This window comes from Erythrobacter neustonensis, from assembly GCF_001663175.1.
Taxonomy (GTDB): Bacteria; Pseudomonadota; Alphaproteobacteria; order Sphingomonadales; family Sphingomonadaceae; genus Erythrobacter; species Erythrobacter neustonensis.
Window position 1 is genome coordinate 2445912 of record NZ_CP016033.1, and the last position, 22487, is coordinate 2468398.

At 62.9% G+C, this 22487-nt stretch carries 20 protein-coding genes, 2 tRNA genes, 1 other RNA gene and 1 pseudogene; 13 read left to right on the forward strand and 11 right to left on the reverse strand.

Annotated features, from left to right (window positions below):
• Nucleotides 1-3: 3 nt before the first annotated feature.
• The 3 genes from A9D12_RS11310 to A9D12_RS11320 are packed head-to-tail and all read right to left on the reverse strand — an operon-like array spanning nt 4 to nt 2850.
• A complete protein-coding gene (locus A9D12_RS11310) occupies nt 4-747 on the reverse strand; it encodes an HAD family hydrolase (protein ID WP_068351907.1) in 744 nt (247 codons plus the stop codon).
• Nucleotides 740-1711 carry an ATP-grasp domain-containing protein gene (locus A9D12_RS11315; protein WP_231889613.1) on the reverse strand — a complete coding sequence of 324 codons (972 nt, stop codon included), beginning with the start codon at nt 1709-1711 and terminating at the stop codon, nt 740-742. Before A9D12_RS11315 ends, A9D12_RS11310 begins: the two co-directional genes overlap by 8 nt.
• On the reverse strand, nt 1708-2850 hold the full coding sequence (locus A9D12_RS11320; protein ID WP_068351911.1) for a glycosyltransferase family 4 protein: 1143 nt from the start codon (nt 2848-2850) through the stop codon (nt 1708-1710). The genes A9D12_RS11315 and A9D12_RS11320 overlap by 4 nt, the downstream gene beginning before the upstream one ends.
• A gap of 224 nt (nt 2851-3074) precedes the next feature.
• On the opposite strand from A9D12_RS11320, the gene A9D12_RS11325 reads away from it, so the two are divergent.
• The 7 genes from A9D12_RS11325 to A9D12_RS11355 all read left to right on the forward strand — a co-directional run bounded on the left by A9D12_RS11325 (nt 3075) and on the right by A9D12_RS11355 (nt 11214).
• Nucleotides 3075-4664, forward strand: coding sequence for a hypothetical protein (locus A9D12_RS11325; protein WP_197489811.1), 1590 nt, complete (start codon nt 3075-3077; stop codon nt 4662-4664).
• Between the two features lie 124 nt (nt 4665-4788).
• Nucleotides 4789-5610: a glucose-1-phosphate cytidylyltransferase gene (gene rfbF, locus A9D12_RS11330; RefSeq protein WP_082925540.1), complete on the forward strand. Its 822-nt coding sequence runs from the start codon at nt 4789-4791 to the stop codon at nt 5608-5610.
• Nucleotides 5603-6745, forward strand: a complete 1143-nt coding sequence (gene rfbG, locus A9D12_RS11335; RefSeq protein WP_197489812.1) for a CDP-glucose 4,6-dehydratase — start codon at nt 5603-5605, stop codon at nt 6743-6745. Before rfbF ends, rfbG begins: the two co-directional genes overlap by 8 nt.
• Nucleotides 6736-7965, forward strand: coding sequence for an aminotransferase class I/II-fold pyridoxal phosphate-dependent enzyme (locus A9D12_RS11340; RefSeq protein WP_068351915.1), 1230 nt, complete (start codon nt 6736-6738; stop codon nt 7963-7965). Before rfbG ends, A9D12_RS11340 begins: the two co-directional genes overlap by 10 nt.
• A complete protein-coding gene (locus A9D12_RS11345; RefSeq protein ID WP_231889614.1) occupies nt 7958-9220 on the forward strand; it encodes a class I SAM-dependent methyltransferase in 1263 nt (420 codons plus the stop codon). Before A9D12_RS11340 ends, A9D12_RS11345 begins: the two co-directional genes overlap by 8 nt.
• A 46-nt stretch (nt 9221-9266) precedes the next feature.
• On the forward strand, nt 9267-10229 hold the full coding sequence (locus A9D12_RS11350) for an NAD-dependent epimerase/dehydratase family protein (RefSeq protein WP_068351916.1): 963 nt from the start codon (nt 9267-9269) through the stop codon (nt 10227-10229).
• The gene (locus A9D12_RS11355; protein WP_068351918.1) at nt 10222-11214 is read left to right on the forward strand and encodes a glycosyltransferase family 2 protein; all 993 of its coding nucleotides are present in this window, start codon (nt 10222-10224) and stop codon (nt 11212-11214) included. The genes A9D12_RS11350 and A9D12_RS11355 overlap by 8 nt, the downstream gene beginning before the upstream one ends.
• On the opposite strand, the gene A9D12_RS14545 is transcribed toward A9D12_RS11355, so the two are convergent.
• The 3 genes from A9D12_RS14545 to A9D12_RS11365 form a co-directional block, all read right to left on the reverse strand.
• The gene (locus A9D12_RS14545) at nt 11144-11629 is read right to left on the reverse strand and encodes a GtrA family protein (RefSeq protein ID WP_197489813.1); all 486 of its coding nucleotides are present in this window, start codon (nt 11627-11629) and stop codon (nt 11144-11146) included. The two genes, A9D12_RS11355 and A9D12_RS14545, sit on opposite strands and share 71 nt — an antisense overlap.
• Nucleotides 11630-11757: 128 nt before the next feature.
• Nucleotides 11758-12510, reverse strand: a complete 753-nt coding sequence (locus tag A9D12_RS14550) for a LuxR C-terminal-related transcriptional regulator (RefSeq protein WP_082925543.1) — start codon at nt 12508-12510, stop codon at nt 11758-11760.
• A 557-nt stretch (nt 12511-13067) separates the two neighbouring features.
• Nucleotides 13068-13144: transfer RNA gene (locus A9D12_RS11365), tRNA-Pro, on the reverse strand.
• Between the two features lie 113 nt (nt 13145-13257).
• On the opposite strand from A9D12_RS11365, the gene A9D12_RS11370 reads away from it, so the two are divergent.
• From A9D12_RS11370 to A9D12_RS11390, 5 genes and pseudogenes are all read left to right on the forward strand, one after another.
• The gene (locus A9D12_RS11370) at nt 13258-14226 is read left to right on the forward strand and encodes a thymidylate synthase (RefSeq protein WP_068354393.1); all 969 of its coding nucleotides are present in this window, start codon (nt 13258-13260) and stop codon (nt 14224-14226) included.
• Nucleotides 14227-14338: 112 nt separating this feature from the next.
• Nucleotides 14339-15645, forward strand: a pseudogene (locus A9D12_RS11375) (thiamine pyrophosphate-dependent enzyme).
• Nucleotides 15642-16709, forward strand: coding sequence for an alpha-ketoacid dehydrogenase subunit beta (locus A9D12_RS11380; protein WP_068351922.1), 1068 nt, complete (start codon nt 15642-15644; stop codon nt 16707-16709). Before A9D12_RS11375 ends, A9D12_RS11380 begins: the two are co-directional and overlap by 4 nt.
• Nucleotides 16710-16715: 6 nt before the next feature.
• Nucleotides 16716-18056, forward strand: coding sequence for a dihydrolipoamide acetyltransferase family protein (locus A9D12_RS11385; RefSeq protein ID WP_068351923.1), 1341 nt, complete (start codon nt 16716-16718; stop codon nt 18054-18056).
• 116 nt (nt 18057-18172) lie between these two features.
• A tRNA-Asp gene (locus A9D12_RS11390) sits at nt 18173-18249 on the forward strand.
• Nucleotides 18250-18355: 106 nt separating this feature from the next.
• Here the strand turns inward: A9D12_RS11390 and A9D12_RS11395 are convergent.
• The 5 genes from A9D12_RS11395 to A9D12_RS14900 all read right to left on the reverse strand — a co-directional run bounded on the left by A9D12_RS11395 (nt 18356) and on the right by A9D12_RS14900 (nt 20282).
• Nucleotides 18356-18580 (reverse strand): DUF2842 domain-containing protein, encoded by a 225-nt coding sequence (locus tag A9D12_RS11395; RefSeq protein ID WP_068351925.1) that lies wholly within the window; start codon nt 18578-18580, stop codon nt 18356-18358.
• Nucleotides 18581-19159 carry a 5-formyltetrahydrofolate cyclo-ligase gene (locus A9D12_RS11400; protein WP_068351927.1) on the reverse strand — a complete coding sequence of 193 codons (579 nt, stop codon included), beginning with the start codon at nt 19157-19159 and terminating at the stop codon, nt 18581-18583. It lies immediately after the preceding gene.
• Nucleotides 19160-19399: 240 nt separating this feature from the next.
• Nucleotides 19400-19573, reverse strand: a non-coding RNA gene (gene ssrS / locus A9D12_RS11405) — 6S RNA.
• Between the two features lie 11 nt (nt 19574-19584).
• Nucleotides 19585-20070, reverse strand: coding sequence for a cell division protein ZapA (locus A9D12_RS11410; RefSeq protein WP_068351928.1), 486 nt, complete (start codon nt 20068-20070; stop codon nt 19585-19587).
• Complete coding sequence (locus tag A9D12_RS14900; protein WP_068351930.1) at nt 20067-20282, reverse strand: hypothetical protein; 216 nt, start codon at nt 20280-20282, stop codon at nt 20067-20069. Before A9D12_RS14900 ends, A9D12_RS11410 begins: the two co-directional genes overlap by 4 nt.
• Before the next feature lie 204 nt (nt 20283-20486).
• Between A9D12_RS14900 and tkt the strand changes: the two genes are divergently transcribed.
• Nucleotides 20487-22484, forward strand: a complete 1998-nt coding sequence (gene tkt, locus A9D12_RS11420; RefSeq protein WP_068351931.1) for a transketolase — start codon at nt 20487-20489, stop codon at nt 22482-22484.
• The last annotated feature ends 3 nt before the right edge of the window (nt 22485-22487 follow it).

Here is a 22487-nt window from a genome sequence, read left to right on the forward strand (position 1 = left end):
GGGTCAGCGCTCTTTTCGGCCCGCATGCACCATCACGCCGCGCGCCGCATCATTACTATGCGCCTTTGTGCCGACTATGATCTGGTCGAGGCTCGTCACGACATGCCCGGCTGCACGGTCGGGGCTGATGGGCGCACCTCTGTGGATCCGGCCCGGACGAAGGATCTGGACCGTCTGCCATCCCCGCCTGTTCGGCGCGATAAAGTCCTTCGCGGCATTGTCGGCAATATAGACGAGGGCGGAACCCGAAAAGCCGGTCGCCTCTTCGATGTGTTCGAACGCTCGCGGGTGAGGTTTGCCATACCCTGCCGGGAAGGCGCCTGTCAGAACGATGTGACCGATCCGGTCGGCAAGACCCAGCGCCACGACCTTCGCCGTCTGGGTCGGGGCAGGTCCATCGCTGATCAGACCCGTCGCTTTCACCACCGTCCGCGCCAGAAAGCGCTCTGCATCAAGGCACAAGGTTATTTGGGGCCGATGGCTGCGGTAAGCTTCGACGAGATTTTCGATCAGTCCGACCGGCGGAGTGACGCCCATAATCTCCAATGCCCGGTCGAAGACATCGCCCCGCTGGCCGGCATCGAGCAGTTGCAGGCAGCAGGCGGAAAATCTTTCCGGATTGAATTGTCCGCCAAACTGCCGGCTTGCCGCGATGAACCCGCTACGGGCAAAATCGCGTTCGAGATACAGCGTGTCGTCCAGATCGAAGACCACAACTTCCGCCGCGATCCGGACGAGGTCATTCATGGTAGACCGCTGCGTCGTAGCGCAGCATCAGCACGTTCTCGCGCCAGGCATTGCTGGCGCATTCTGGCTGCCCGATCGCGCGCGCGAGCAGGCTTTCGGCAAAGCGGCCGCCTGCCCTGTCAGCCAGCGGGTATCCGCCGCCGAAACGGGCGTTGATCTCGAACACTTTTGGCCCGTGGGTGCGATCATCGATTAGCTGGAAACACATCACTCCGGCAGGATCGGGCAGGGCCGCAACCAGCGTTCGGGCTATTTCTTCGAACTCGGGCCGGCGCACCGTCTCGCCCTTTTCGACCTCGCCGGCGCGGATCGACAATCTGCGGTGCGGGATCGCGGCCATGAGCGCTCCGGCCTGATCGACGTAGATGTTGACCGTAAATTCGTTGCCTTGCAGGAGTTCCTGAAGGATCATCGGCTCGGAATAATTGCGGGCAAGCTGATCGGCCGAACGGATCACGCCGATACCGCGGCTCGCGCTTCCGCCCGCAGGCTTGATGAACAGCGGCCACATCCAGTCATCAGGCGCTGCGAGCACCTCTTCGGGCGTGCCGGTCCGCGGCACCGGAACCCCCGCCGCCCGCAAGACATCGGTGGTTCTCTCCTTGTCGCGCACGATGGCAATCGTTTCCGGCCCGCTGACATGAACCAGCGTCCCGGCGGCAGCGAAGCGGTCGCGCGCTTGCGCAAGCGGCATCAGCTCCGGATCGATCGTGGGAACCAGCAAACCGATGGAATTAGTCCGGCAATAATCGAAAAGGACATCGGCATAATCCGGTGCGCTGCATAGCGGGACGCCAAAAGAGTGGTCGGCCTCCCGGCACCCGGCACTGAGCGCGGGATCGAAATCGCAGGCGTGAACTTCGAGGCCCATCCCGATGCTCATGGCCGCCTTGCGGAAACAGCGGATCAATTCGACCCGGCGCCCCGCCGACGTGATGAGGATGCGAAGCACTTGTCCACTCACGAGGCGGTGTTTTCGATAACGAGTTCGGGCTGCGGCCAAGGCGCTGCTTTTCGCCGCGAGCGGGTGGTCGCTTCGATCAGATCGTCCCAGCGTGACAGAATGGCTGCGGGCTCGAACTTCCGCATCGAAACTTTGGCCATCGCTCCATAGCTGCTGCGAAGCGTGTGATCGGTTATCAGGCCGGAGATTGCATCTGCCATCGCATCGGCATCTTGCACCGGGACGAGCACCCCGTTCTCACCGTTGGCGATCATTTCTGCAGGGCCAAAATCGCAATCGGTCGCAATCACCGGCAAACCCGATGCCAGTGCCTCGCCCAGGGCATTGCCGAAGCCTTCATAGAGCGATGACTGGACGAATATGGTCGCATGGCGCGCCCAGTCACCTGGTTGTTCGGTCGTCCCGGGAAGGCTGATGCGGCTGCCTAGTCCCATTTGTTCGACCTGTTGTTCCAGCGCCGCCCTGATCTCCCCGTTGCCCCAGATCGTGAGGTTCCATTCAGGGTGATGATCGGCGACTTTCGCGAAGGCATCGATCAGGTGCGGAAAGCCTTTCTGCGGCGTCAACCGTCCCACCGCACACAGCGTCCTGGCATCGTCTGCGTCCGGATCGCGATCGAAGCCCGCAATCGGATTGTAGATCACGACCAGGCGGTCGCGCACCGAACGCGGAAAACAGCGCCTGATCGCATTGGTCTGGCAGACGATGAAATCCGCGCGGCGATAACCGACCTTGAGCAGCAGGTTCCAGAGCCGGTTGGCATCCTGGCGTTCGGGATTGTTGCGCTCCGAACAGATCAAAGGCGTGGGCGTGCCGAGACAGGCCAGCGCGGCGAGCAGATTGTTCTTGGTGAGGAAGGAAACCAGCGCGTCGGGCCGGATTTGGCCAAGCGTTTCGCGCAGGCGAAGCAGGCGTCTGGCATTCCCGCGATACCCCACCGAGACCTGCGCGCCGAGCCTCCATAGCGTCACCTGCGCGGGCAATGGGTGATAGACAGGATCGTCGGCCCGGTCGAAAGTGATGATCGACACGCGGTGCCCGCGATCGACCCAATGGTGCGCAAGCATCGCGATCACCCGTTCGGCGCCCCCTGCGCCAAGCGCGGTGATGAGGATCGCGATGTGCTTTTGCGCCGACACTGATCGTCCACCCCGAACGCTGTTGCATGCAAGGTAGTAGCAGCGTGGCCCGCACGCTGAAGTAATCTTGCGGGCTACCCCGTTTTGGAAAGGCGCCGATTGCGCCAAACCTGGATGGCGCGCGCTTCGCCAAGAATGATTACGCCGGTTTTGCGCTCGCTTGAGACGGCAACAAGGATCATCGCGGCAAAGCAGGAATACTAAAAACGCGGGAGACCCGGGGCGTGGCGACAGGCAGAGGTGAGCATCCGATGCGGCGCCCGGCGGCATTCGCCGGCTTTGCCGCCCTTTCGCTCATCCTGACAGGTATCGCGGGGCGGATCCTTTCCTATCCCCTCAATCGTGACGAAAACCTGTTCATCGCCGCAGCGAGCCAGCTTGGCAGCGGGGACCTCTACCGCGACCTCGGTTATAACCATCTTCCCAACTTCGCCTATCTGCTAGGGGGCTTCTACCGGCTCACGAATGCGCAATATCTGCTGCTGTCAGGCCGCCTCCTCATGTTTGTCGGGTGGATTGCGGCGCTCTGCGCAATCTGGCTGCTGGTCAGAAAAGCGCGGCAGGGTATCGAGCTTTTCTTCGCGTCCTCGGCCCTGCTGGTGGGCAATGTGTTTTTGCTTGGCCCCTCGGGAATGCTGGTCAGTAACAACTTCATCCCGATCCCTTGCATCCTGTTCGCGTTCTTTCTCCTGTGGCGCGCGCTCGAACACGGGCCCCCTCGCAGCATCGACGCATTCGTTGCCGGAGTGCTGGTTTCTCTGACAATCGGCCTCAAGGCGAATTACATCATCCTTGCGCCATTCTTCGCACTGGCGACCGTGATCGCACCAAGGGCTCTATCGATCGGTCAGCGCCTTCTCAGGGGAAGCCTACCGCTGGCGATCGGCGGTCTGGTCGGCGGGCTGCCTGTTCTGATCCATATGGCGCTCGATCCCCAAGGCTTTATCGCCCATACGCTGCGCTACTTCACCGAATTGCAGCCGGCATTCTGGCGCAGCGTCGATGGCCCCAAAACCGTCAGCATCGCGGACAAGATCCTGCTCGCCGAAGAGGTTTGGATGAGCGGCGTCGTCCTGATGGCTGCGGCTACCAGCGCGGTTCTGTGCGGGATCGTGATTCTGCGATCGGGCGCGCGGGGGCTTCTCGATTGGCGTGTGCTGATATTGTCGGGCCTGCTTGCATGCAGCGTGCTGGTGGCTTTCGTGCCCACCCCCTCGTTCCCGCAATATTTCGTCCCGCCGGTGCCATTTCTGATCCTGCTGATGATCGTTCTGGCCAGCATGGTCGAGGGCGGCAGCCGGGCCTTCGTGCAAGTGCTGATGATCGTGTTTGCGCTGCTTGGTCTTGTTACAGGCGCATCGCGGGTTTTGCCGGGACTGCTCGCGTTTCGCGATCCCGGAAGCTGGCAATCGCTCGAAATTCACCGCGAAATCCGCGAGATGGGGCGCGCTGCCGGCCTTGCCAAAGGGGCGCGGATTGCTGCGCTTACCCCGGTGCCGGCCCTCGAAGGGGGATACGCGATCTACCCTGAATTTGCTGCGGGGCAGTTCGTCTACCGCGTCGCGCCTTATATCGCGCCAGCCGACCGGCGCTTCTACCGAACGACCTCGCCGGCCGGTTTGTTCGAGTTTCTCGATGCCAACCCTCCGGCCGGCATTCTCGTCAATCCTGCCGAACCGATCGAGACACGCCTTGCCGAATATGCGCGGGCGCGTGGGTTCGTTCGCCTGGACAACCTCAACAGGTACGGCAGCTTCGACCTTTACATTCCTTCGAGCGGGAATGCCGCAAGCCCGCCATCAGCCAGAAGATAGTGCGGGTGGATAAAGCTGCCTACTCCGAATGCCCATTACAGCGGTGCCGGCGCAGCGCGTAGAATTGTTCCCGATCAGGCAGGCACGCGAAAGCCGCAGTTCTGCCAAGTATAGGGGTGTGGCGATGAAGGTTGTCTTGCTGGCTGGCGGGATGGGTTCACGGCTTGCCGAAGAAACCATCCGTATTCCCAAGCCCATGGTCGAAGTCGCCGGGCGCCCGATCATCCTGCACGTTATGGATATCTATCACAGTTTCGGGTTCAGCGAATTCATCGTCGCATGCGGATACAAGGGCATGCTGATCAAGAAGTTCTTTCATGATCTACACCTGATGAACAACGACTTCACGGTCGGGATCGGCGACGGGGAAATGTGCCTTTCGCCCACCTGCAAGCTCAACTGGCGGGTATCGGTGGTCGACACGGGCCTGTCGACGATGACCGGGGGGCGGATCAGGCGGCTGCGCGACTGGATCGGCGATGAGCCTTTCATGGTCACCTATTCCGATGGGGTCGGCAATGTCGACATCGGCAAGCTTGTCGCGTTCCACAAGGCGCACGGCAAACTGGCGACCGTGACGGCGGTCCAGCCGCCTGCGCGGTTCGGCAATCTCGAACTGGCCGGCGACAAGGTCACCGATTTTACCGAAAAGGTGCAGCGTCACGAAACCTGGATCAACGGCGGGTTCTTCGTCTTCGAGCCTGCGGTGCTCGATTACCTGACCGGGGACGACGAACCGCTGGAAAAGGAACCGCTGACGCAGATCGCGCGCGATGGCGAACTGATGGCGTTCAGGCATCACGGTTTCTGGCATCCGATGGACACGATCCGCGACCGCGACCTGCTCGAAAATCTGGGCGCGCGCGTGCTGCCACCCTGGATGGATTTCGAAAACGGCAAAGCGATCACCAGCACCGATATCCCCGCCGAGCTGATCAGTGCGTGACCGGGCGGCTACAGATTTCACCGCGATCGCGGAGGCATTCCGCGGCCGGCGGGTGCTCGTCACCGGCCACACCGGCTTCAAAGGTGGCTGGCTGAGCCTCTGGCTATCGCAAATGGGCGCGCATGTGACGGGCGTTTCCTTGCCGCCAGCAGCAGAACCCTCGCTGTTCGAAAGCGCGCGTATCGCGCAATTCGTCGACCACCGGATCGCCGATATCCGCAAGCCCGAGGAATTCGCCGAGGCAACGCAAGGGTGCCAGCCGGATCTGCTGATCCACATGGCTGCGCAGTCACTGGTGCGGCCGTCATACGATGACCCGGCGGGCACCTTCGCCACCAACGTGACGGGCACCGCAGTCGTGCTCGACTGGGCGCGGCGCTTGCCGATGCTCAAGGGGATTGTCGTTGTCACCAGCGACAAATGTTACGAAAATCACGAATGGGCCTGGCCCTACCGCGAGAACGACCAGATCGGCGGGGCTGATCCCTATAGCGCCTCGAAAGGTTGCGCTGAAATCGTCGCGGGCGCTTTTCGCCGCTCCTATTTCTCCGAACCCGGGTCGGCTCATGTGGCGACCGTTCGCGCGGGCAATGTGTTCGGGGGAGGGGACTGGGCGACCGACCGCCTGATCCCCGATATCATCCGAGCGGCGATGGCCGGCAGGAGCGTGCGGATCCGCAATCCTGCCAGTGTCCGCCCGTGGCAGCATGTGCTCGAACCGCTGTCGGGCTATCTCCTGCTCGGCAGCCTGCTGATGTCGGCACGCGGCGGCGAATTTGCCGGAGCGTGGAATTTCGGGCCGCCCGCCGACGCCTTCCTGCGGGTCGACGATATCGCGCGGGGACTGCTTGCGCAGTGGGGCGATGGCCGGCCGCAAATCGAATTGGGCGCCAGCGCTTGCGATCCGCACGAGGCGGGCATGCTCACGCTCGACAGCAGCAAGGCGCGTCAGCGGCTCGGCTGGCGCCCGCGTCTGTCGACCGACGCGGCCATTGCGATGACCGCCGACTGGTACCGCGCCTTTGCCGGGGGCGATGCCGACATGCAGGCATTCACCCGTGCCCAGATCGGGGAATATGTCGGCGGCGAAACGTCCATCCCTCAGCCAGCAGAGAAGATGCCATTATGCGTGTGAATTACGGACAGACCGTTCACGGGGAAGAAGAAATCGCTGCGGTCGTCGATGTGCTGCGCACCTCGACGCAGATGGGGCCCAAGGTGCGCCTGATGCAGCAACGCGTTGCAAAGCTGTTTGCGAAGAACCACGGGATCATGGTCAACTCGGGGTCCTCGGCGAACTATCTTGCGATGGAGTTGCTCAACCTTCCCGAAGGCAGCGAGGTCATTACCCCGGCGCTCACCTTTGCGACAACCGTTGCGCCCATCGTGCGCGGGCGGCTGGTTCCCGCTTTCGTCGATTGCCGCGAAGGCACCTACAACATCGATGCCGACCGGATCGAGGAGATGATCGGGCCGAAGACCAGGGCGATGATGATCCCCTCGCTGATCGGCAACCTTCCCGATTGGGACCGCATCCGCGAAATTGCTGATCGGCACGGCCTGATGGTGATCGAGGACAGCGCCGATACCCTGGGCGCGACGCTGCGCGGCACCAGCACCGGCACCCGCTCGCATATCAGCACGACGAGCTTTTACGGTAGCCACGTGATCAACGCCGGCGGCAATGGCGGGATGCTGTGCGTATCCGATCCGGATCTGGCGCGGCAGGCGCTGCTGCTCCGATCGTGGGGGCGGTCATCGTCGCTGTTTACCGATGCGGGCGATTCCGAAAGCATCGAAAACCGCTTCAACATCGAGCTCGATGGCATCGAATATGATGCCAAATTCGTGTTCTCCGAACTCGGCTTCAATGTCGAGCCGTCGGAAATGGGGGCCGCCTTCGGCCTCGTCCAGCTCGACAAGCTCGACCGGAATATCGCGCTTCGCGAACACAATTTTGCCCGGCAACTGGCCTTTTTCAGCCAGTATGAGGACTGGTTCGTTCTGCCCCGCCAAATAGAGCATTCGCGGACGGGCTGGCTCGCCTTTCCGCTCACGCTGCGGCCCGGTGCGCCCTTCAGCCGCCGGGAGATGCAGATATTTCTCGAAAAACACGACATCCAGACGCGGGTCGTTTTCACCGGCAACATCCTGCGCCAGCCGGCGATGCGCAATGTCGCGTGCAAGACGCATGACGGCGGATACCCGGCGTCCGATGCCGTCATGCGCGGCGGCATCCTGCTTGCCTGCCATCACGGGCTGACCGACCAGCAGCTCGACTATCTCCACGAATGTTTCAGTGAATTTGCCCGCACCCGGACGGGCATCCAGACCAGCGAGGCCGTCCATGCTTGATCCGCTTATGACCCAGACGCTTCCCGCTTCGACGATGGACAAGTGCCGCGCCTGCGGTGCGCCCGATCCCTATCTCTTTCTGGCCTACGGCGAACATTCGCCGGCCCAAATGCTGATCCGGCCGGAAAGCGTCGACGAACCGCAGCCCACCTTCCCGCTGAACGCGCAGGCCTGTCTCAACTGCGGACTGATTGCGGTGGCCGACCAGATCCCCGAAAATTTCTTTGCCCATTACCTCTACGTGCCTTCGGGCGCGGCCACGATGCACAGCCATTTCGAGGAATTTGCCGAAGTGATCGCCGATCGCGTCGGCGCGCGGGGGTTGATCGTCGATATCGGCAGCAACGACGGGCTGCTGCTCGCGGCGTGCAACGCGCGCGGCTGCGCAACGCTTGGCGTGGACCCTGCAAAGAACATCGCCGCGCTCGCCGCAAAACGCGGGGTCGAGACGCATGTCGATTATTTCCATCCGGCCTCGGCGCGCGAGTTGCTGGCAAAATACGGGCCGGCAACGGTCATCACCACCACCAACACCTTCAATCACATCGGCAACCTCCATCAGTTCATGGAGGCGGTGTGCATCTTGCTGTCCGCCGACGGAACCTTCATCATCGAGGTGCCCTGGGCCAAGGAAATGCTCGAGCGTGCCGAATTCGACAACATGTACCATGAACACGTGTCGGAATTCAGCATGCTCTCGATGGTCAAACTGGCCGAGCAGTTCGATCTCGAAGTCAGCGACGTGACCTTCTTGAAGGGCATTCACGGCGGATCGATCCGGGTCTTCATGACGCGCCAGACCGCCGGTTTTCCCATCTCGGACAATGTCGCCAAGCTGCTCGCCGAAGAACGTGCGGTCGGCATGTTCGACAAGGCGACCTATGATGCGCGCAAAAGGGAATTCGACGAAACCGGCGAAGTGCTGGTGAGCATCATCGAAGACCTGAAAGCGCAAGGCAAGAAGATCGCAGGCTACGGTGCCTCCGCCCGCGGCAACACCACGATCACCTATTACGGGATTGGCCCGGAGCATCTCGATTTCCTCGTCGACAAGAATCCACTGAAGCAGGGGTTGTTTTCGCCCAACACGCGCATTCCGATCAAACCGGTCGAAGCGATCGAGGAAGAACGCCCCGACGTGCTGTTCATGCTGGCGTGGAATTTCTTCGACGAGATCTACGCGCAGCAAAGCGCGTTCCGTGAGCGGGGAGGGCAGTTCCTGGTTCCCTTCCCCAGACCGCATCTCGTTTCCTGATTGAAACGTGGGGGAAGGGCGGATCTTGCAAGGGCGCATCTGTCTTGTGACAGGTGCGGCCGGCTTCATCGGGTCGCACATGGTGCGGCGCCTGGTCGCCGAGGGCGCACAGGTTCATGCGCTGGTCCGGCCGGGCAGCGCACCCGTCAGGCTTGAGGCCCTCTGCAACAAGATCCGGATGGCTCCGGTCGATCTGCACGATGCCTGCGCGGTCAGATCGGCGGTTGCGGCAGCGAGGCCCGATCTCGTGTTTCATTTTGCAGGCCAGAACCGCGGGCTCGATACGGCCAGTCCGAACGCTGCGCGCAAGGCGCTGGCCGCGATCCTTCCGCCAGCGATCAACCTGATCGACGCCTTAGCACAATTGCCAGCCGCGCCGCGGGCGGTCGTGCGCGCGGGGACGATTGCCGAATACGGCCTCTCGTCCTTGCCCTATCGCGAAAGCGACCGCGAAAAACCGGTCAACGCCTATGGCGCGGCGATGCTGGCCGCGACCCGCACCATCGAGATGCTGGCGCCCGGGCTCGCCTTTCCCGTCACGACTGCGCGGCTCGCGCTCACCTATGGCCCCGGCCAGTCAGACGCGTTCCTGATCCCGCGGCTTGTCGACGCGGCCATTTGCGGGCGCAGCGTCGAAGTCCGCCGTCCCGGTGACCGGCGCGATCTGATCCACGTCGACGACGTGGTTTCGGCAATGCTTGCGCTTGCTTGCGCGCGCGATCCGCGCAGCAGGATCATCAACATCGGCACAGGCGCTGCACCGAGCATGCGCGAGGTCGCCGCCGAGATTGTCTCGGCGAGCGGCTGCAGTCCCGCGCTTATCGTTCACCGTGCGCAATCGGCTGGCGAGAAATTCGCCGAACTGCGCAGCGATCCGTCGCTTGCCCGCGCGCTGTACGGCTGGTCCCCGCAATGCAGCCTGCGGCAGGGGATCAGGCAGCTCGTCGCAGGCCGGCGCACCCCGGGCCATTCCCATTATTTACCGGATAGGGCGGACACCTATGGGTAAGAGCAGCAGCGCCACGCTTGTTTCGATTCTTGTCCCGGCATTCAACGAAGAGGAGAATGTCGAACGCGCTTACGAGACGATCGTGCGGACGTTCGAGCGGTTGCCCGATTATCAATGCGAAATCATCTTCACCGACAATCATTCCACCGATCGGACCTTCGAGATCCTGCAGCGGATCGCGAAAGAGGATCAGAGGGTCAAGGTGACCCGGTTTTCGCGGAATTTTGGATACCAGCGCTCTCTGCTCTATGGCTACAAGAGCGCGTCGGGCGCGTGCTCCATCCAGATCGACTGCGACTTGCAGGATCCGCCCGAACTCATTCCCAAGATGCTCGAACTGTGGCGGATGGGGCACCAGGTCGTGTTTGGTATCCGCCGCACGCTGGCCGACGGCTTCGTCGTGGCCTCGCTGCGGCGGGCGTTCTACTGGCTGATCGCAAGCATCAGCGACGACAACCTGCCGATCAACGCCGGCGAATACCGGCTCTGCGACCGGGTCATTCTCGACGAACTGCGCAAGGTCAACGACACAACACCCTATATGCGCGGCCTGATCAGCGCGATGGGGTTCTCCCAGGTCGGGTTCGAATACGACCGTGCCGATCGCATCGCCGGGACGAGCAAGTTTCCCTTGAAGTCGATGATTTCGCTCGCGGTCGACGGCATGCTCAACCATTCGCTTCTGCCGCTGCGCCTCGCGTCGTTCGCCGGGCTTGGGGTGGGACTGATCTGTCTCGTGCTGACCTGCAGCTATATCGTGGGGCGGGTATTGTTCGGACAGGACTGGCCCGCCGGCTTTGCCACCACGACGATCCTTTTGTTGATGTCGATCTCGCTCAACGCGATGTTTCTGGGTGTGATCGGCGAATATATCGGCCGGTTGTTCGTGCAGTCGCGCACCAATGTCGATCCGATCATCGAGGCGAAGCTGAACTTCGAGGAACCGAAGCCGTATCGCCTGCGCGGAATACAATCAGTCGATTGAGAACGTAGAAAACCGCCGCGTAGGTGCAGATCGCGATGAGCTGGACAATCACCCCATCAAGCCATGCAAGCTGCCGCCCGGCCGCAAGCACCGCCACGTTCACGCCGTAAGCAGCGGCGAGCACCAGTGCAAACCGGACCAGTTCGGATACTCCGGCAACCCGCGCTGCCCGGAAGGTGAAATGGCGGTGCAGACGATGCGCGAGAGGTATGCCAAGCGCAAAGCCGAGAGCATTGGCGGCAAAGTCGCCAAGGCCAAACGACAGACCCAGCAATATGATTGCATACCCGATCGCGGTGTTGAATATCCCCACGGCGACAAAGCGCAAGATCGTGAACAGTTCGGTTCTCGCCTTGTGGGTCATCGCAGTCCCCGGATGCGGGTTTGATAACGACCATCCCGGGGCGATGGTCAAACAGGCCCGCCTGTTGCAAATTCGAACGCAAGAGCGCGTTCTCACCAGTCGAGGCTGAGTAATCCAGCCCCGACTGCGTGATCCCATGACTTGTATTGATTGATCCGCCTGATCCGGGCTCCGCCGCGTCAGGCCGGAATTTGGCGCTGGTCAGGCAGATAGTCCTCGTCTTCATCCAGCACGATATCGTTGGCGCTGTAGATCGATGACAAGGTTGCCGTCGCACCGAGGCCGCTGTTCACCGCCCGGATCGCGGCCTGGGTGCGATTCTGCACTCCCAGCTTGCGAAGGATCGCCTTCACGTGAACCTTGACGGTCGCTTCACTGATGTCGAGCCGGTAGGCGATGACCTTGTTGGGGTATCCCATGATCAGGCACCGCAGCGTTCCCAGTTCGCGTTCGGACAGGGTAGCGAGCAGGTCGGCTCCATCGTTGAGATCGGTGCTCGCCATTCCGTTGCTGGGGGGCAGGTGTTTGACCAGCTGGCTGGGCAGCACCTTTTCGCCGCAGGCAATCAGCTTGAGCGATTCCACCAGCGACCGGCATTCGATATCCTTGACCAGATAGCCGTCCGCCCCGGCACGAAAGACGCTTGTCATCGTGTCGAAGTTGAAGCTGTCGGCAAGCAGAACCAGCCGGCAGTTGGGCAGCCGTTCCCGCAGAGCGGATATATGGCGTTCAACATCCGCGACCGACCCCTCGAAGACGATGATTTCCCCGTCCCGGACAAATACGTGTCCCGGCGCTTCACTAAGAAACGGACCGGCGTCCTGAAACGAATTGCGGACCTTGAAGCAGTCTTCCGAAAGAATGCGACTGAGGCCTTCCTTTACTAAAGAATTTGGGCAAACAATAGAAACGTCAATGTCATAGCTAGTCATCTTCCCGAACCCCGCACGTAGGTTGAAGAGGTAAGCAGACCCGGTTTCTTATGATTCGGGGTGTTGCAGATGACCTGCATCATCAATCCCCCCGCCGGAATATGATTTACCACTCATCACCAGAGCAGTCGACCAGGTTTGTTGGGGTCAAGACAACCATCAAAACCTTGAGGGAGGCCTATGGTCGTCTTTGAAAAATCTTTCGGGATTTGAGCGGGGTATCGTGCCCTGCGAAGATTCCGCAGCTCCGTGTGAAGCCTTAGGCCAGGCGGACTAATACTAAATAGGTAGCCGCGCAAATTGGCAACTATCCGTCGGCGGCGCGCACGAATATTGCGATTGCAGCCTTCCTTGTCTGGCCGCAAGACTTGCTCGCGTGGAATCGATCACATCGCCGGAACAGTCACTTGGTCTCAAACTTGGCCGGGATTGTGCTGCAATCGATTGTGCAAATTGCAGGATCGAGCGTTCGGTCGCCGAAAAACGCCAAAGCGCGGCATCGGTTCCGCAAGGTATTCGTCATGATGATAAAAACACGCAAGATCATGCGCGATAATTGGTCGGGGAGAGAGGATTCGAACCTCCGGCCCCTGCCTCCCGAAGACAGTGCTCTACCAGGCTGAGCTACTCCCCGACCGTGTCGTTCCGAAAGTCCCCCGAAAGGACCTGCGGATCGAGGCAAGGCGCGCCCTATAGGGGGGGATGTGCAGGGTGGCAAGCGGGCAATTTCGGCCTATGGTCATTGGCATGGTCACAGTCGCGAATCCCCTTTCTCCCTCGGGCAATATCCATCCCGAACAGCAATATCTCGATCTGATGCGACAGATCTGGGAGACAGGAAGCGAGCGGATCGACCGGACGGGAATCGGCACGCGGTCGATCTGCGGCGCGATGCTGCGATTCGATCTTGCCGATGGCGCGATGCCGCTGCTCACCACCAAGCGGGTCTACTGGAAAACCGCGACGCGTGAATTGCTGTGGTTCTTGACCGGCTCCACCAACATCCGCCCGCTGGTGCTGCAAGGCGTCAAGATCTGGAACGAGTGGCCGCACGCCAATTACGTGCGCGAAACCGGCGATCCGATCGGCCTCGACGATTTCGTCGCGCGCATCGCCGAGGACGAGACTTTCGCCAACCGCTGGGGCGATCTGGGTCCTGTCTACGGCAAGCAATGGGTCGACTGGCCGACCTATCGCTACCGCGCGGACGGGCTTTACGAAAAGGGCGAGGGCATCAACCAGATCGCCGCGGTGATCGACAGCTTGCGCACATCGCCGGGCAGCCGCCGCCACATCATCGAAGGCTGGAACGTCGCCGAGCTTGACCGGATGGCGCTGCCGCCGTGCCACAAGACCTACCAGTTTCACGTGTCGGGCGAGGAGGAGGGCGCGCGGCTCAACTGCGTGCTCTATCAACGCAGCTGCGACGTTGCGCTGGGCCTGCCGTTCAACCTGTGGTCGGCAGCATTGCTGACTGCGATGATCGCGCAGCAGACCGAGATGCAGCCGGGCGAGCTGGTGTGGATGGGCGGGGACGTGCACCTCTATCGCAACCATGCGCACCTGATCGAGGAACAGCTTTCGCGCACGCCCGGCGGCCACCCGCGGCTTGTTATTGCGCGACGGCCCGAAACAATATTCGATTACCGAATCGAGGATTTCACGGTGCATGATTACACGCCGCAGGCCCCGATCAGCGCACCTGTTGCGGTTTGAGGCTGTCCACGCGGCGTGCTTGACCGCTCCCCGGGCTTGAAATAAAAATACGTATACAAGCAATGATTGCACCGGCATCACGCCGCGCATCATCAACGGGAGAGCGTGTCCGATGGCCGATCCAGCCGAAAGAGGGGCCAACGCCGACGGCGGCAATCGCGCGCCGCTCGCACTGCACGTCCCGGAGCCCAAGTACCGGCCCGGCGACAAAGCGGATTTCTCGCATATCGATATCGGCCAGCCCGGCGATCAGCCGCGCCCCGATGAAAGCGTCCACCCATCGGCGATGCCGGGCCTGGCCTATGGTCTGGTGCGCGTGCTGGGCGATGATCATCAGGCGCATGGCCCCTGGAACCCGCGTCTTAGCCCCGACACACTGCGTGCGATGCTCGGCCACATGGCGATGGTGCGCGCCTTCGATGAGCGCATGTTCCGCGGCCAGCGGCAGGGCAAGACCAGCTTCTACATGAAGTGCACCGGCGAGGAGGCGACCTCGATCGCGCCCGCGATGGCGCTGGCGAGCGACGACATGGTGTTCCCCAGCTATCGCCAGCAGGGCATCCTGATCGCGCGTGGCTATCCGCTGATCGAGATGATCAACCAGATCTACTCGAACAAGGCGGACAAGCTGAAGGGCCGTCAGCTGCCGATCATGTATTCGAGCCGCGAGCACAGCTTCTTCAGCATTTCGGGCAACCTTGCCACGCAATGCCCGCAGGCCGTGGGCTGGGCGATGGCGAGCGCGGCCAAGGGCGACAGCCGGATCGCCGCGACCTGGGTCGGCGAAGGCTCGACCGCAGAGGGCGATTTCCACGCCGCCTGCACCTTCGCCGCAGTCTACAATGCGCCGGTGATCCTCAACGTCGTCAACAACCAGTGGGCGATTTCGAGCTTCAGCGGTTTTGCCGGGGCCGAGCGCACGACCTTTGCCGCGCGCGGCCTTGGCTATGGCATCGCGGCGCTACGGGTCGACGGGAATGACGCGCTGGCCTGCTATGCGGCGGCGGAATGGGCCGCCAACCGCGCACGCGGCAATCACGGTCCGACCATGATCGAATACTTCACCTACCGCGCCGAAGGGCACTCCACCTCGGACGATCCCTCGGGCTATCGCTCTGCGCAGGAGCGCGAGGAATGGCCGCTGGGCGATCCGGTGACGCGCCTGAAAAAGCACCTCATCGCGATCGGCGAATGGGACGAGGAGCGCCACGCGGCGATGGACCTCCAATGCGCCGAAGCGGTCAAGGCCACACCAAGGAGGCCGAAAAGAACGGCATCCTGGGCCACGGCCTGCACCACCCGTTCCACACCATGTTCGAGGACGTTTACGAGGAATTGCCCTGGCACCTCGAAGAACAGGCCGAGCAGGCGATCCGCGAACGCATCACCAAGTTCGGCACCGAAAGGCCCTTCGGATGAGCGGCGATACTGCACAAGAACCGGCAAGCCTCGGCGACAACGTGTTGCCCGAACGCCGCATCAACATGATCGAAGCGATCAACGAAGCGCTCGACATCATGCTCACCCGCGATCCCGATGTGATCATCATGGGCGAGGACGTGGGCTATTTCGGCGGGGTGTTCCGCGCGACTGCGGGGCTTCAGGCCAAGCACGGCAAGAACCGCGTGTTCGACACGCCGATCAGCGAATGCGGGATCATCGGCGCGGCGGTGGGGATGGGGGCCTATGGCCTTCGCCCCGTGCCCGAAATCCAGTTTGCCGATTACATCTATCCGGGCCTCGACCAGCTGATCTCGGAAGCGGCACGGCTGCGTTATCGTTCGGCGGGCGATTACATCGCGCCGATGACGGTGCGCTCGCCTTTCGGCGGCGGGATCTTCGGCGGGCAGACGCACAGCCAGAGCCCCGAGGCCTTGTTCACGCATGTGGCCGGCCTCAAGACCGTGATCCCGGCGACGCCCTATGATGCCAAAGGCCTGCTGATCGCCGCGATCGAAGACAATGATCCGGTGATCTTTTTCGAACCGAAGCGGATCTACAACGGCCCGTTCACCGGCTTCTACGATCAGCCGGTCGAACCATGGAAGAAGCATCCCGACAGCGTGGTGCCCGAAGGCTATTACAAGGTGCCGCTGGGCAAGGCGCGGACCGTGCGCGAAGGCGAGGCGCTGACCGTGCTGACCTATGGCACGATGGTCCACGTCGCCGAGGCCGTGTGCCGCGAGAAGGGCGTGGACGCGGAAATCCTCGACCTGCGCACGCTGGTTCCGCTCGACATCAAGGCGATCGAAGCCTCGGTCGAGAAGACCGGGCGCTGCCTGATCGTTCACGAGGCGACCCGCACCAGCGGCTTTGGCGCAGAGCTTTCCGCGCTCGTCACCGAACGCTGCTTCTACCATCTCGAAGCCCCGGTCGAACGCGTCACCGGGTTCGACACGCCCTATCCGCACAGCCTCGAATGGGCCTATTTCCCCGGTCCCGTCCGTATCGGCGAGGCCATCGACAAGCTTTTGAGCGAGTAACCGCAAATGGCGAAGTTCATTTTCAAGATGCCCGATGTGGGCGAAGGCGTGGCCGAGGCGGAAGTCGTCGAATGGCACGTGAAGGTCGGCGACCGGGTCGAGGAAGACCAGCACATCGTCGATGTGATGACCGACAAGGCGACGATCGACATCGAAAGCCCGGTATCGGGGATCGTCACCACGCTCGCAGGTGAGGCGGGCGATGTGGTCGCGATCGGCGCGATGCTGCTGGTGATCGAAACCGAAGGCGAAGCCACCGCAGAGGAAGCCGAGGCCGAAGCCGCAGCCGAGCAGATCGAGGACGAAATGTCCGATGCGGACGATGCGGACGGCGCCGACCGCGTTGCCGAACGAATCGAGGTCGAGAACCCCGATGCCTCCGACGCTGACGACGCGATTGCCGCCGCGTTAGCGCCTGCACCTGCGCCCGCCACGACCTCGACGCCGGCCGCGACCGCAGCAGCGCCCGCGGCCCATGCCAAGGTACTGGCCAGCCCTGCGGTGCGCCAGCGTGCGCGCGATCTTGGCATCGATCTGGCTGAGGTGAAGCCGGCCGCCGATGGCCGCGTGCGTCACGCCGATCTCGATGCCTTCCTTGCTTACAATGCAGGAAGCGGTTTCGGCAGCGGCAAGGCGCGCGCCGACGAGGCGATCAAGGTGATCGGTCTGCGCAAGCGGATCGCGCAGAACATGGCCGCGGCCAAGCGGCACATCCCGCACTTCACCTATGTCGAGGAGTGCGACGTCACCGATCTGGAAACCCTGCGCGCGCAATTGAACGCCGCGCGGGGCGAAAAGCCCAAGCTCACCATGCTGCCGCTGCTGATCAGCGCGATCTGCAAGACGATCCCCGATTTCCCGATGATCAACGCGCGCTTCGACGACGAAGCGAACGTCGTGACCCGTTACGGCGCGGTGCATCTGGGAATCGCGGCGCAGACCGATGCCGGGCTGATGGTGCCGGTGATTCGCGACGCGCAAAGTCGCAACCTGTGGCAGCTCGCACGCGAGATCGCCCGCCTGGCCGAAGCGGCGCGCAGCGGCAAGGCGACTTCGGAAGAGCTCTCGGGCTCGACACTGACGGTCACTTCGCTCGGGCCCCTTGGCGGGGTCGCGACCACGCCCGTCATCAATCGCCCCGAAGTCGCGATCATCGGCCCCAACCGCATCATCGAGCGGCCGATGTTCGTGTCCGACGGCATGGGCGGCGAACGGATTGCCAAGCGCAAGCTGATGAACATCTCGATTTCCTGCGATCACCGCGTGGTCGACGGCCACGATGCGGCAAGCTTCGTGCAGGCGATCAAGCGCCTGATCGAAACCCCTGCGCTGCTGCTTGTGGATTAGGAAAAAAATAAACCGCCAAAGGGGCAAAAGAGGGCTTTACAGCTTTTGATGACCCCCCTATTGGCGGCGCTCCAGAGCGGAACGGCCCAGCCGGAACGCTCCGAAAAACAAGATGTGCGGGTGTAGCTCAGTTGGTTAGAGTGCCGGCCTGTCACGCCGGAGGTCGCGGGTTCGAGCCCCGTCACTCGCGCCACTTGTTTTTCATGGAAACGCCCAGAAGGGCACGGATAAGGCGGGCTTCGGCCCGCCTTTTCTTTTGTCCGGATCGCGCCCGGCGGGGCCGGGTCGCGACGCGCGGCTTACTCGGGCGGGTGCCAGCTGCCGGTTTCCATCCAGATCAGAAACCGCCGCAAGGGCAGCAGCCAGATCAGGCCCAGCACCACATAGACGACCGTCTGCGCCGCGCCGCCCCAGTTGCCGATGATATCGGGGGCATAGCGCGCCACGATCACCCCGTAGACGATCAGCAGAACGAACAGGCTGACGATGCCGAACGGGATTCGCCAAGTAGGGGTCTCGCGCATTTACAACTTTCCGTAGATTCGGGTGGTGGTGACGACAGCGTCGAGCGCCTTGTCATGCGGTTCCGTCGGCAAGGTGTCGCAGGCTTGCGCGTCCCATGCCAGGCCAACGGCAAGGCGCAGGGGATGTTCCGCGACCCAGCGGTCGTAATGCCCGCCGCCCTGTCCCAGCCGGTCAAGATCGGCGGTAAAGCCCACCAGCGGCACGAACAACACGTCGGGGATCAGCCTTTCGGCATCGGCCCCGGGTTGCAGCATGCCGTATGGGCCGACTTCGAGATCGCTTTCCGCGTAGGGATCGGTGTGCTGCGCAAACGTCATCGGCGCGCCCATTGCGGCAAAACGGGGCAGCGCGAGCCGGTGCCCGGCATCGTGAAAGAACCGCGCGTAACCGCCAGCCGGCGCTTCGAAGGGTCCTGCGTGATAAAGCCCGATCACCGCCTCGTCGCCGATCCGGGCGAGCAAGGGGGCAGGGGGGCGGTGAAACAGCAGGCCGCGAATGTTCTGCGGCAAAGCCTGGACATGCGCCTTGCGCACGGCGCGCAGGGTGCGACGCAGGTCCGATTTTGTGGGAATGGTCATTTCACGGTTAAAGGTAGGCCACGGCCCGCAGGCCCGCAAGGGCGACCGCCCGAACGCAGTGCAAGCAGTCGTCCGCAGCTTCACTGCGCATCCCGGCGCAGGTTACGGCCAAGGCGCGTCAATCAAGAACAAGATCGGCCGCAAAGGCCGCAAGGCCGAACGGCCGCCCGCAGCGTGCGCAGCTATGCTGCGCGTCCAGCGAGGACCGCAGCCCGGATGGGCTGCGGAAAACAAAAAAGTGACGGAACCACCATGGGTCGTTTGCGCTAGAAATCCTCTGACGCGTGGTACGTCAGGTGGGCGCCGTATGCCCAAGAGTTCCGGACGAACCGGCACGCAAGGGCAGGGACAACTCCCATTTGGATTACTTATAGCCTCAGGGATATTCAATCGGCTCGTGCCGGGCAGTCCCGCCGCCTTGCTATCTAGGCGCTTGCGGCGATCGCTTCAAGCGCTGCGGCATGGGCCTCGGCCTCGGCGGCGATCGCTTCGAGCCGCGCGGCCAGCGCCTCGCCGTCGATTTCCTGATCGTCCGCGCCGCCGAACAGGTCGCTCGGGGCAGCAGTCTCTGCCGCTGCGGCAGCCGCATCGCGGGCGGCGGCCAGATCGGCTTCGAGCGCGGCGATCGCGTTCTGCAAGGCGGTGATGGCTTCGGGATCGACCGCTTCGGCGACCGGAGCGGGCGGGGCCGCGTCGATTTCGGCGAGCCGCTTGCGCGCCTGATCGAGCTCGTCGGCCATGAACAGGGCGGCAAACACCAGATTCTGCGCTTCGAGCGGCGCGCGCGCGGTGCCGAGCTTGGCGTATTTTTCCGCAATCATCGCGCCCAGCGCGCGGACGTGGGCTTCCTCGCCATCACCGCAGGCGATGGTGTAGGACTTGGGGCCGATGCTCAGCGTGACCGTGCTCATGATGCGGCCTGTTCGTCGAGCTGTTCGAGCAGATCGTCAAGTTCGCGAAGCGATTCAGACACCTGCTCGCGCAACTTCTCGTGCACATTGACCAGCCCGACCACACGCGCGCCGCCCGCGCCGCCGCGCGGCACGGCAGCGGTGGCCGCTTCGATACGGGCAAGGGCAGCCTCGGTGCGGGCAAGGGCTGCGGCAATTCTGTCAACGCTCATGGCGGCGACAGATACCAATACACGGCTGCGCGCGCAAAGCCTTGCGCACGGCTGTTGATAAAGAAACGCGCCGAAGTGCTCCGGGAATCCTGTGCACGCATGGTTGACCTGCTCCGTCCCCTCGGCAATGGCACGCGCGACCGGAACAGGGGTCGAATCGCGCAACTGTGCGCGTGTTTCCCCAGCCAGGAGAATAGCGTGCCGATGACCCTCGATGCCGCCCGTCTTCAGCCGATGGCCAACGCCATCCGCGCCCTCTCGATGGATGCGGTCGAAGCCGCCAATTCGGGCCATCCGGGGATGCCGATGGGCATGGCCGATGTCGCCGCGGTGTTGTTCGGCGGCCACCTGAAGTTCGATCCGACCGCGCCCGACTGGGCCGATCGCGACCGTTTCGTGCTGTCGGCGGGCCACGGCTCGATGCTGATCTACAGCCTGCTCTATCTCACCGGCTATGCCGCGCCCACGATCGACGACATCCGCAATTTCCGCAAGCTCGGAAGCCCGTGTGCCGGCCACCCCGAGAACTTCCTGATCGACGGTGTGGAATGCACCACCGGCCCGCTGGGGCAGGGCCTCGCGATGGCGGTCGGCATGGCGATGGCCGAGCGGCATCTCAATGCGGTCTACGGCGATGATCTGGTCGATCACCACACCTGGGTAATCGCGGGCGATGGGTGCCTGATGGAAGGCATCAACCACGAAGCGATCGGGCTGGCAGGGCATCTGAAGCTAGGCCGTCTGAACGTGCTGTGGGACGACAACCGCATCACCATCGACGGCGCGACCGATCTGTCCTCGTCCGAGGATATCAAGGCGCGGTACATCGCGACGGGCTGGCACGTCACCGAGTGCGACGGCCACGATTTTGCCGATATCGACCGCGCATTGGCCGAAGCCAAGGCCGATCCGCGCCCCTCGCTCGTCGCCTGCCGGACCATGATCGGCAAGGGCGCGCCCAACAAGCAGGGCACCAGCGGCGTCCACGGCGCAGCGCTAGGGGCTGCGGAAGTTGCCGCCGCGCGCGAGGCGCTGGGCTGGTCGCACGAACCCTTCGTGGTGCCGTCCGAAATCCTTGCCGACTGGCAGCAGACCGGCGAGGCAGGCCGGGCTGCGCACGGTGCCTGGGCAGAGCGGCTCGAAGCATCGACGCACAAGGACGCCTTCCTTGCACAGCTCGCGCCGATCGCCGAACGCGTGGCGCCTGCGATCGAGGAGTATGTCCGCGGTCTGATCGCCAATCCGCAAAAGGTCGCCACTCGCAAGGCGTCCGAAATGGCGCTTGGCCCGCTTACCGCCGCGCTGCCGCAGCTGGTCGGCGGTTCGGCCGACCTCACCGGATCGAACAACACCAAGACGCCCTCGACCCTGCCGATGAGCGCCGATGATTATGCGGGTCGCTATGTCTATTACGGCATCCGCGAGTTCGGGATGGCCGCGGCGATGAACGGGATGTCGCTGCACGGCGGGATCGTGCCTTACGGCGGCACCTTCCTGATCTTCTCCGACTATTGCCGCAACGCGATCCGCCTCTCGGCGTTGCAGCAGACCGGCGTGGTCTATGTGCTGACGCATGACAGCATCGGGCTGGGCGAAGACGGGCCGACGCACCAGCCGGTCGAACAGGTGATGAGCCTGCGTCTGATCCCCAACCTCAACGTCTATCGCCCTGCCGATGTGGTCGAGACCGCGGAATGCTGGGCACTCGCGCTCTCGACGCCCGAGACGCCTTCAGTGCTCGCGCTGACCCGCCAGAATCTGCCGCAGCTGCGCGGTGAGGGTGAGGGTAACTGGACGCAGGAAACCAACCGCAGCGCCAAGGGGGCCTACCGCCTCCATGCCGCCGATGGCCCGCGCAAGGTGGTGCTGGTCGCCACGGGATCGGAAGTCGAACTCGCGGTCGATTGCGCCGCGGCGCTCGAGGAGAAGGGCATCGGCGCCGATGTCGTCTCGATGCCCTGCATGGAACTGTTCGACGCCCAAGACGAAGCCTACCGCGCCGATCTGCTCCCTGCCGACGCGTTGATCGTCTCGATCGAGGCGGGCTCGACCCTCGGGTGGCAGCGTTACACCGGGCGCAGTGGCATCAATATCGGGCTCGACACCTTCGGCGCTTCGGCCCCGGCGGAAGATCTGTTTGCCCATTTCGGCTTCACCGCGGCGGCAATTGTCCCGCAAATCCTTCAGAAATTGAACGCTTAAGCA

Bases quoted from the DNA above. Each gene is read 5' to 3' on its own strand.
- A9D12_RS11310 (WP_068351907.1), bottom strand. From the start codon at position 747: ATGAATGACCTCGTCCGGATCGCGGCGGAAGTTGTGGTCTTCGATCTG.
- rfbF (WP_082925540.1), top strand. From the start codon at position 4,789: ATGAAGGTTGTCTTGCTGGCTGGCGGGATGGGTTCACGGCTTGCCGAA.
- A9D12_RS11340 (WP_068351915.1), top strand. From the start codon at position 6,736: ATGCGTGTGAATTACGGACAGACCGTTCACGGGGAAGAAGAAATCGCT.
- A9D12_RS11345 (WP_231889614.1), top strand. From the start codon at position 7,958: ATGCTTGATCCGCTTATGACCCAGACGCTTCCCGCTTCGACGATGGAC.
- A9D12_RS11355 (WP_068351918.1), top strand. From the start codon at position 10,222: ATGGGTAAGAGCAGCAGCGCCACGCTTGTTTCGATTCTTGTCCCGGCA.
- A9D12_RS14550 (WP_082925543.1), bottom strand. From the start codon at position 12,510: ATGACTAGCTATGACATTGACGTTTCTATTGTTTGCCCAAATTCTTTA.
- A9D12_RS11370 (WP_068354393.1), top strand. From the start codon at position 13,258: ATGGTCACAGTCGCGAATCCCCTTTCTCCCTCGGGCAATATCCATCCC.
- A9D12_RS11380 (WP_068351922.1), top strand. From the start codon at position 15,642: ATGAGCGGCGATACTGCACAAGAACCGGCAAGCCTCGGCGACAACGTG.
- A9D12_RS11385 (WP_068351923.1), top strand. From the start codon at position 16,716: ATGGCGAAGTTCATTTTCAAGATGCCCGATGTGGGCGAAGGCGTGGCC.
- A9D12_RS11395 (WP_068351925.1), bottom strand. From the start codon at position 18,580: ATGCGCGAGACCCCTACTTGGCGAATCCCGTTCGGCATCGTCAGCCTG.
- A9D12_RS11400 (WP_068351927.1), bottom strand. From the start codon at position 19,159: ATGACCATTCCCACAAAATCGGACCTGCGTCGCACCCTGCGCGCCGTG.
- A9D12_RS11410 (WP_068351928.1), bottom strand. From the start codon at position 20,070: ATGAGCACGGTCACGCTGAGCATCGGCCCCAAGTCCTACACCATCGCC.
- A9D12_RS14900 (WP_068351930.1), bottom strand. From the start codon at position 20,282: ATGAGCGTTGACAGAATTGCCGCAGCCCTTGCCCGCACCGAGGCTGCC.
- tkt (WP_068351931.1), top strand. From the start codon at position 20,487: ATGACCCTCGATGCCGCCCGTCTTCAGCCGATGGCCAACGCCATCCGC.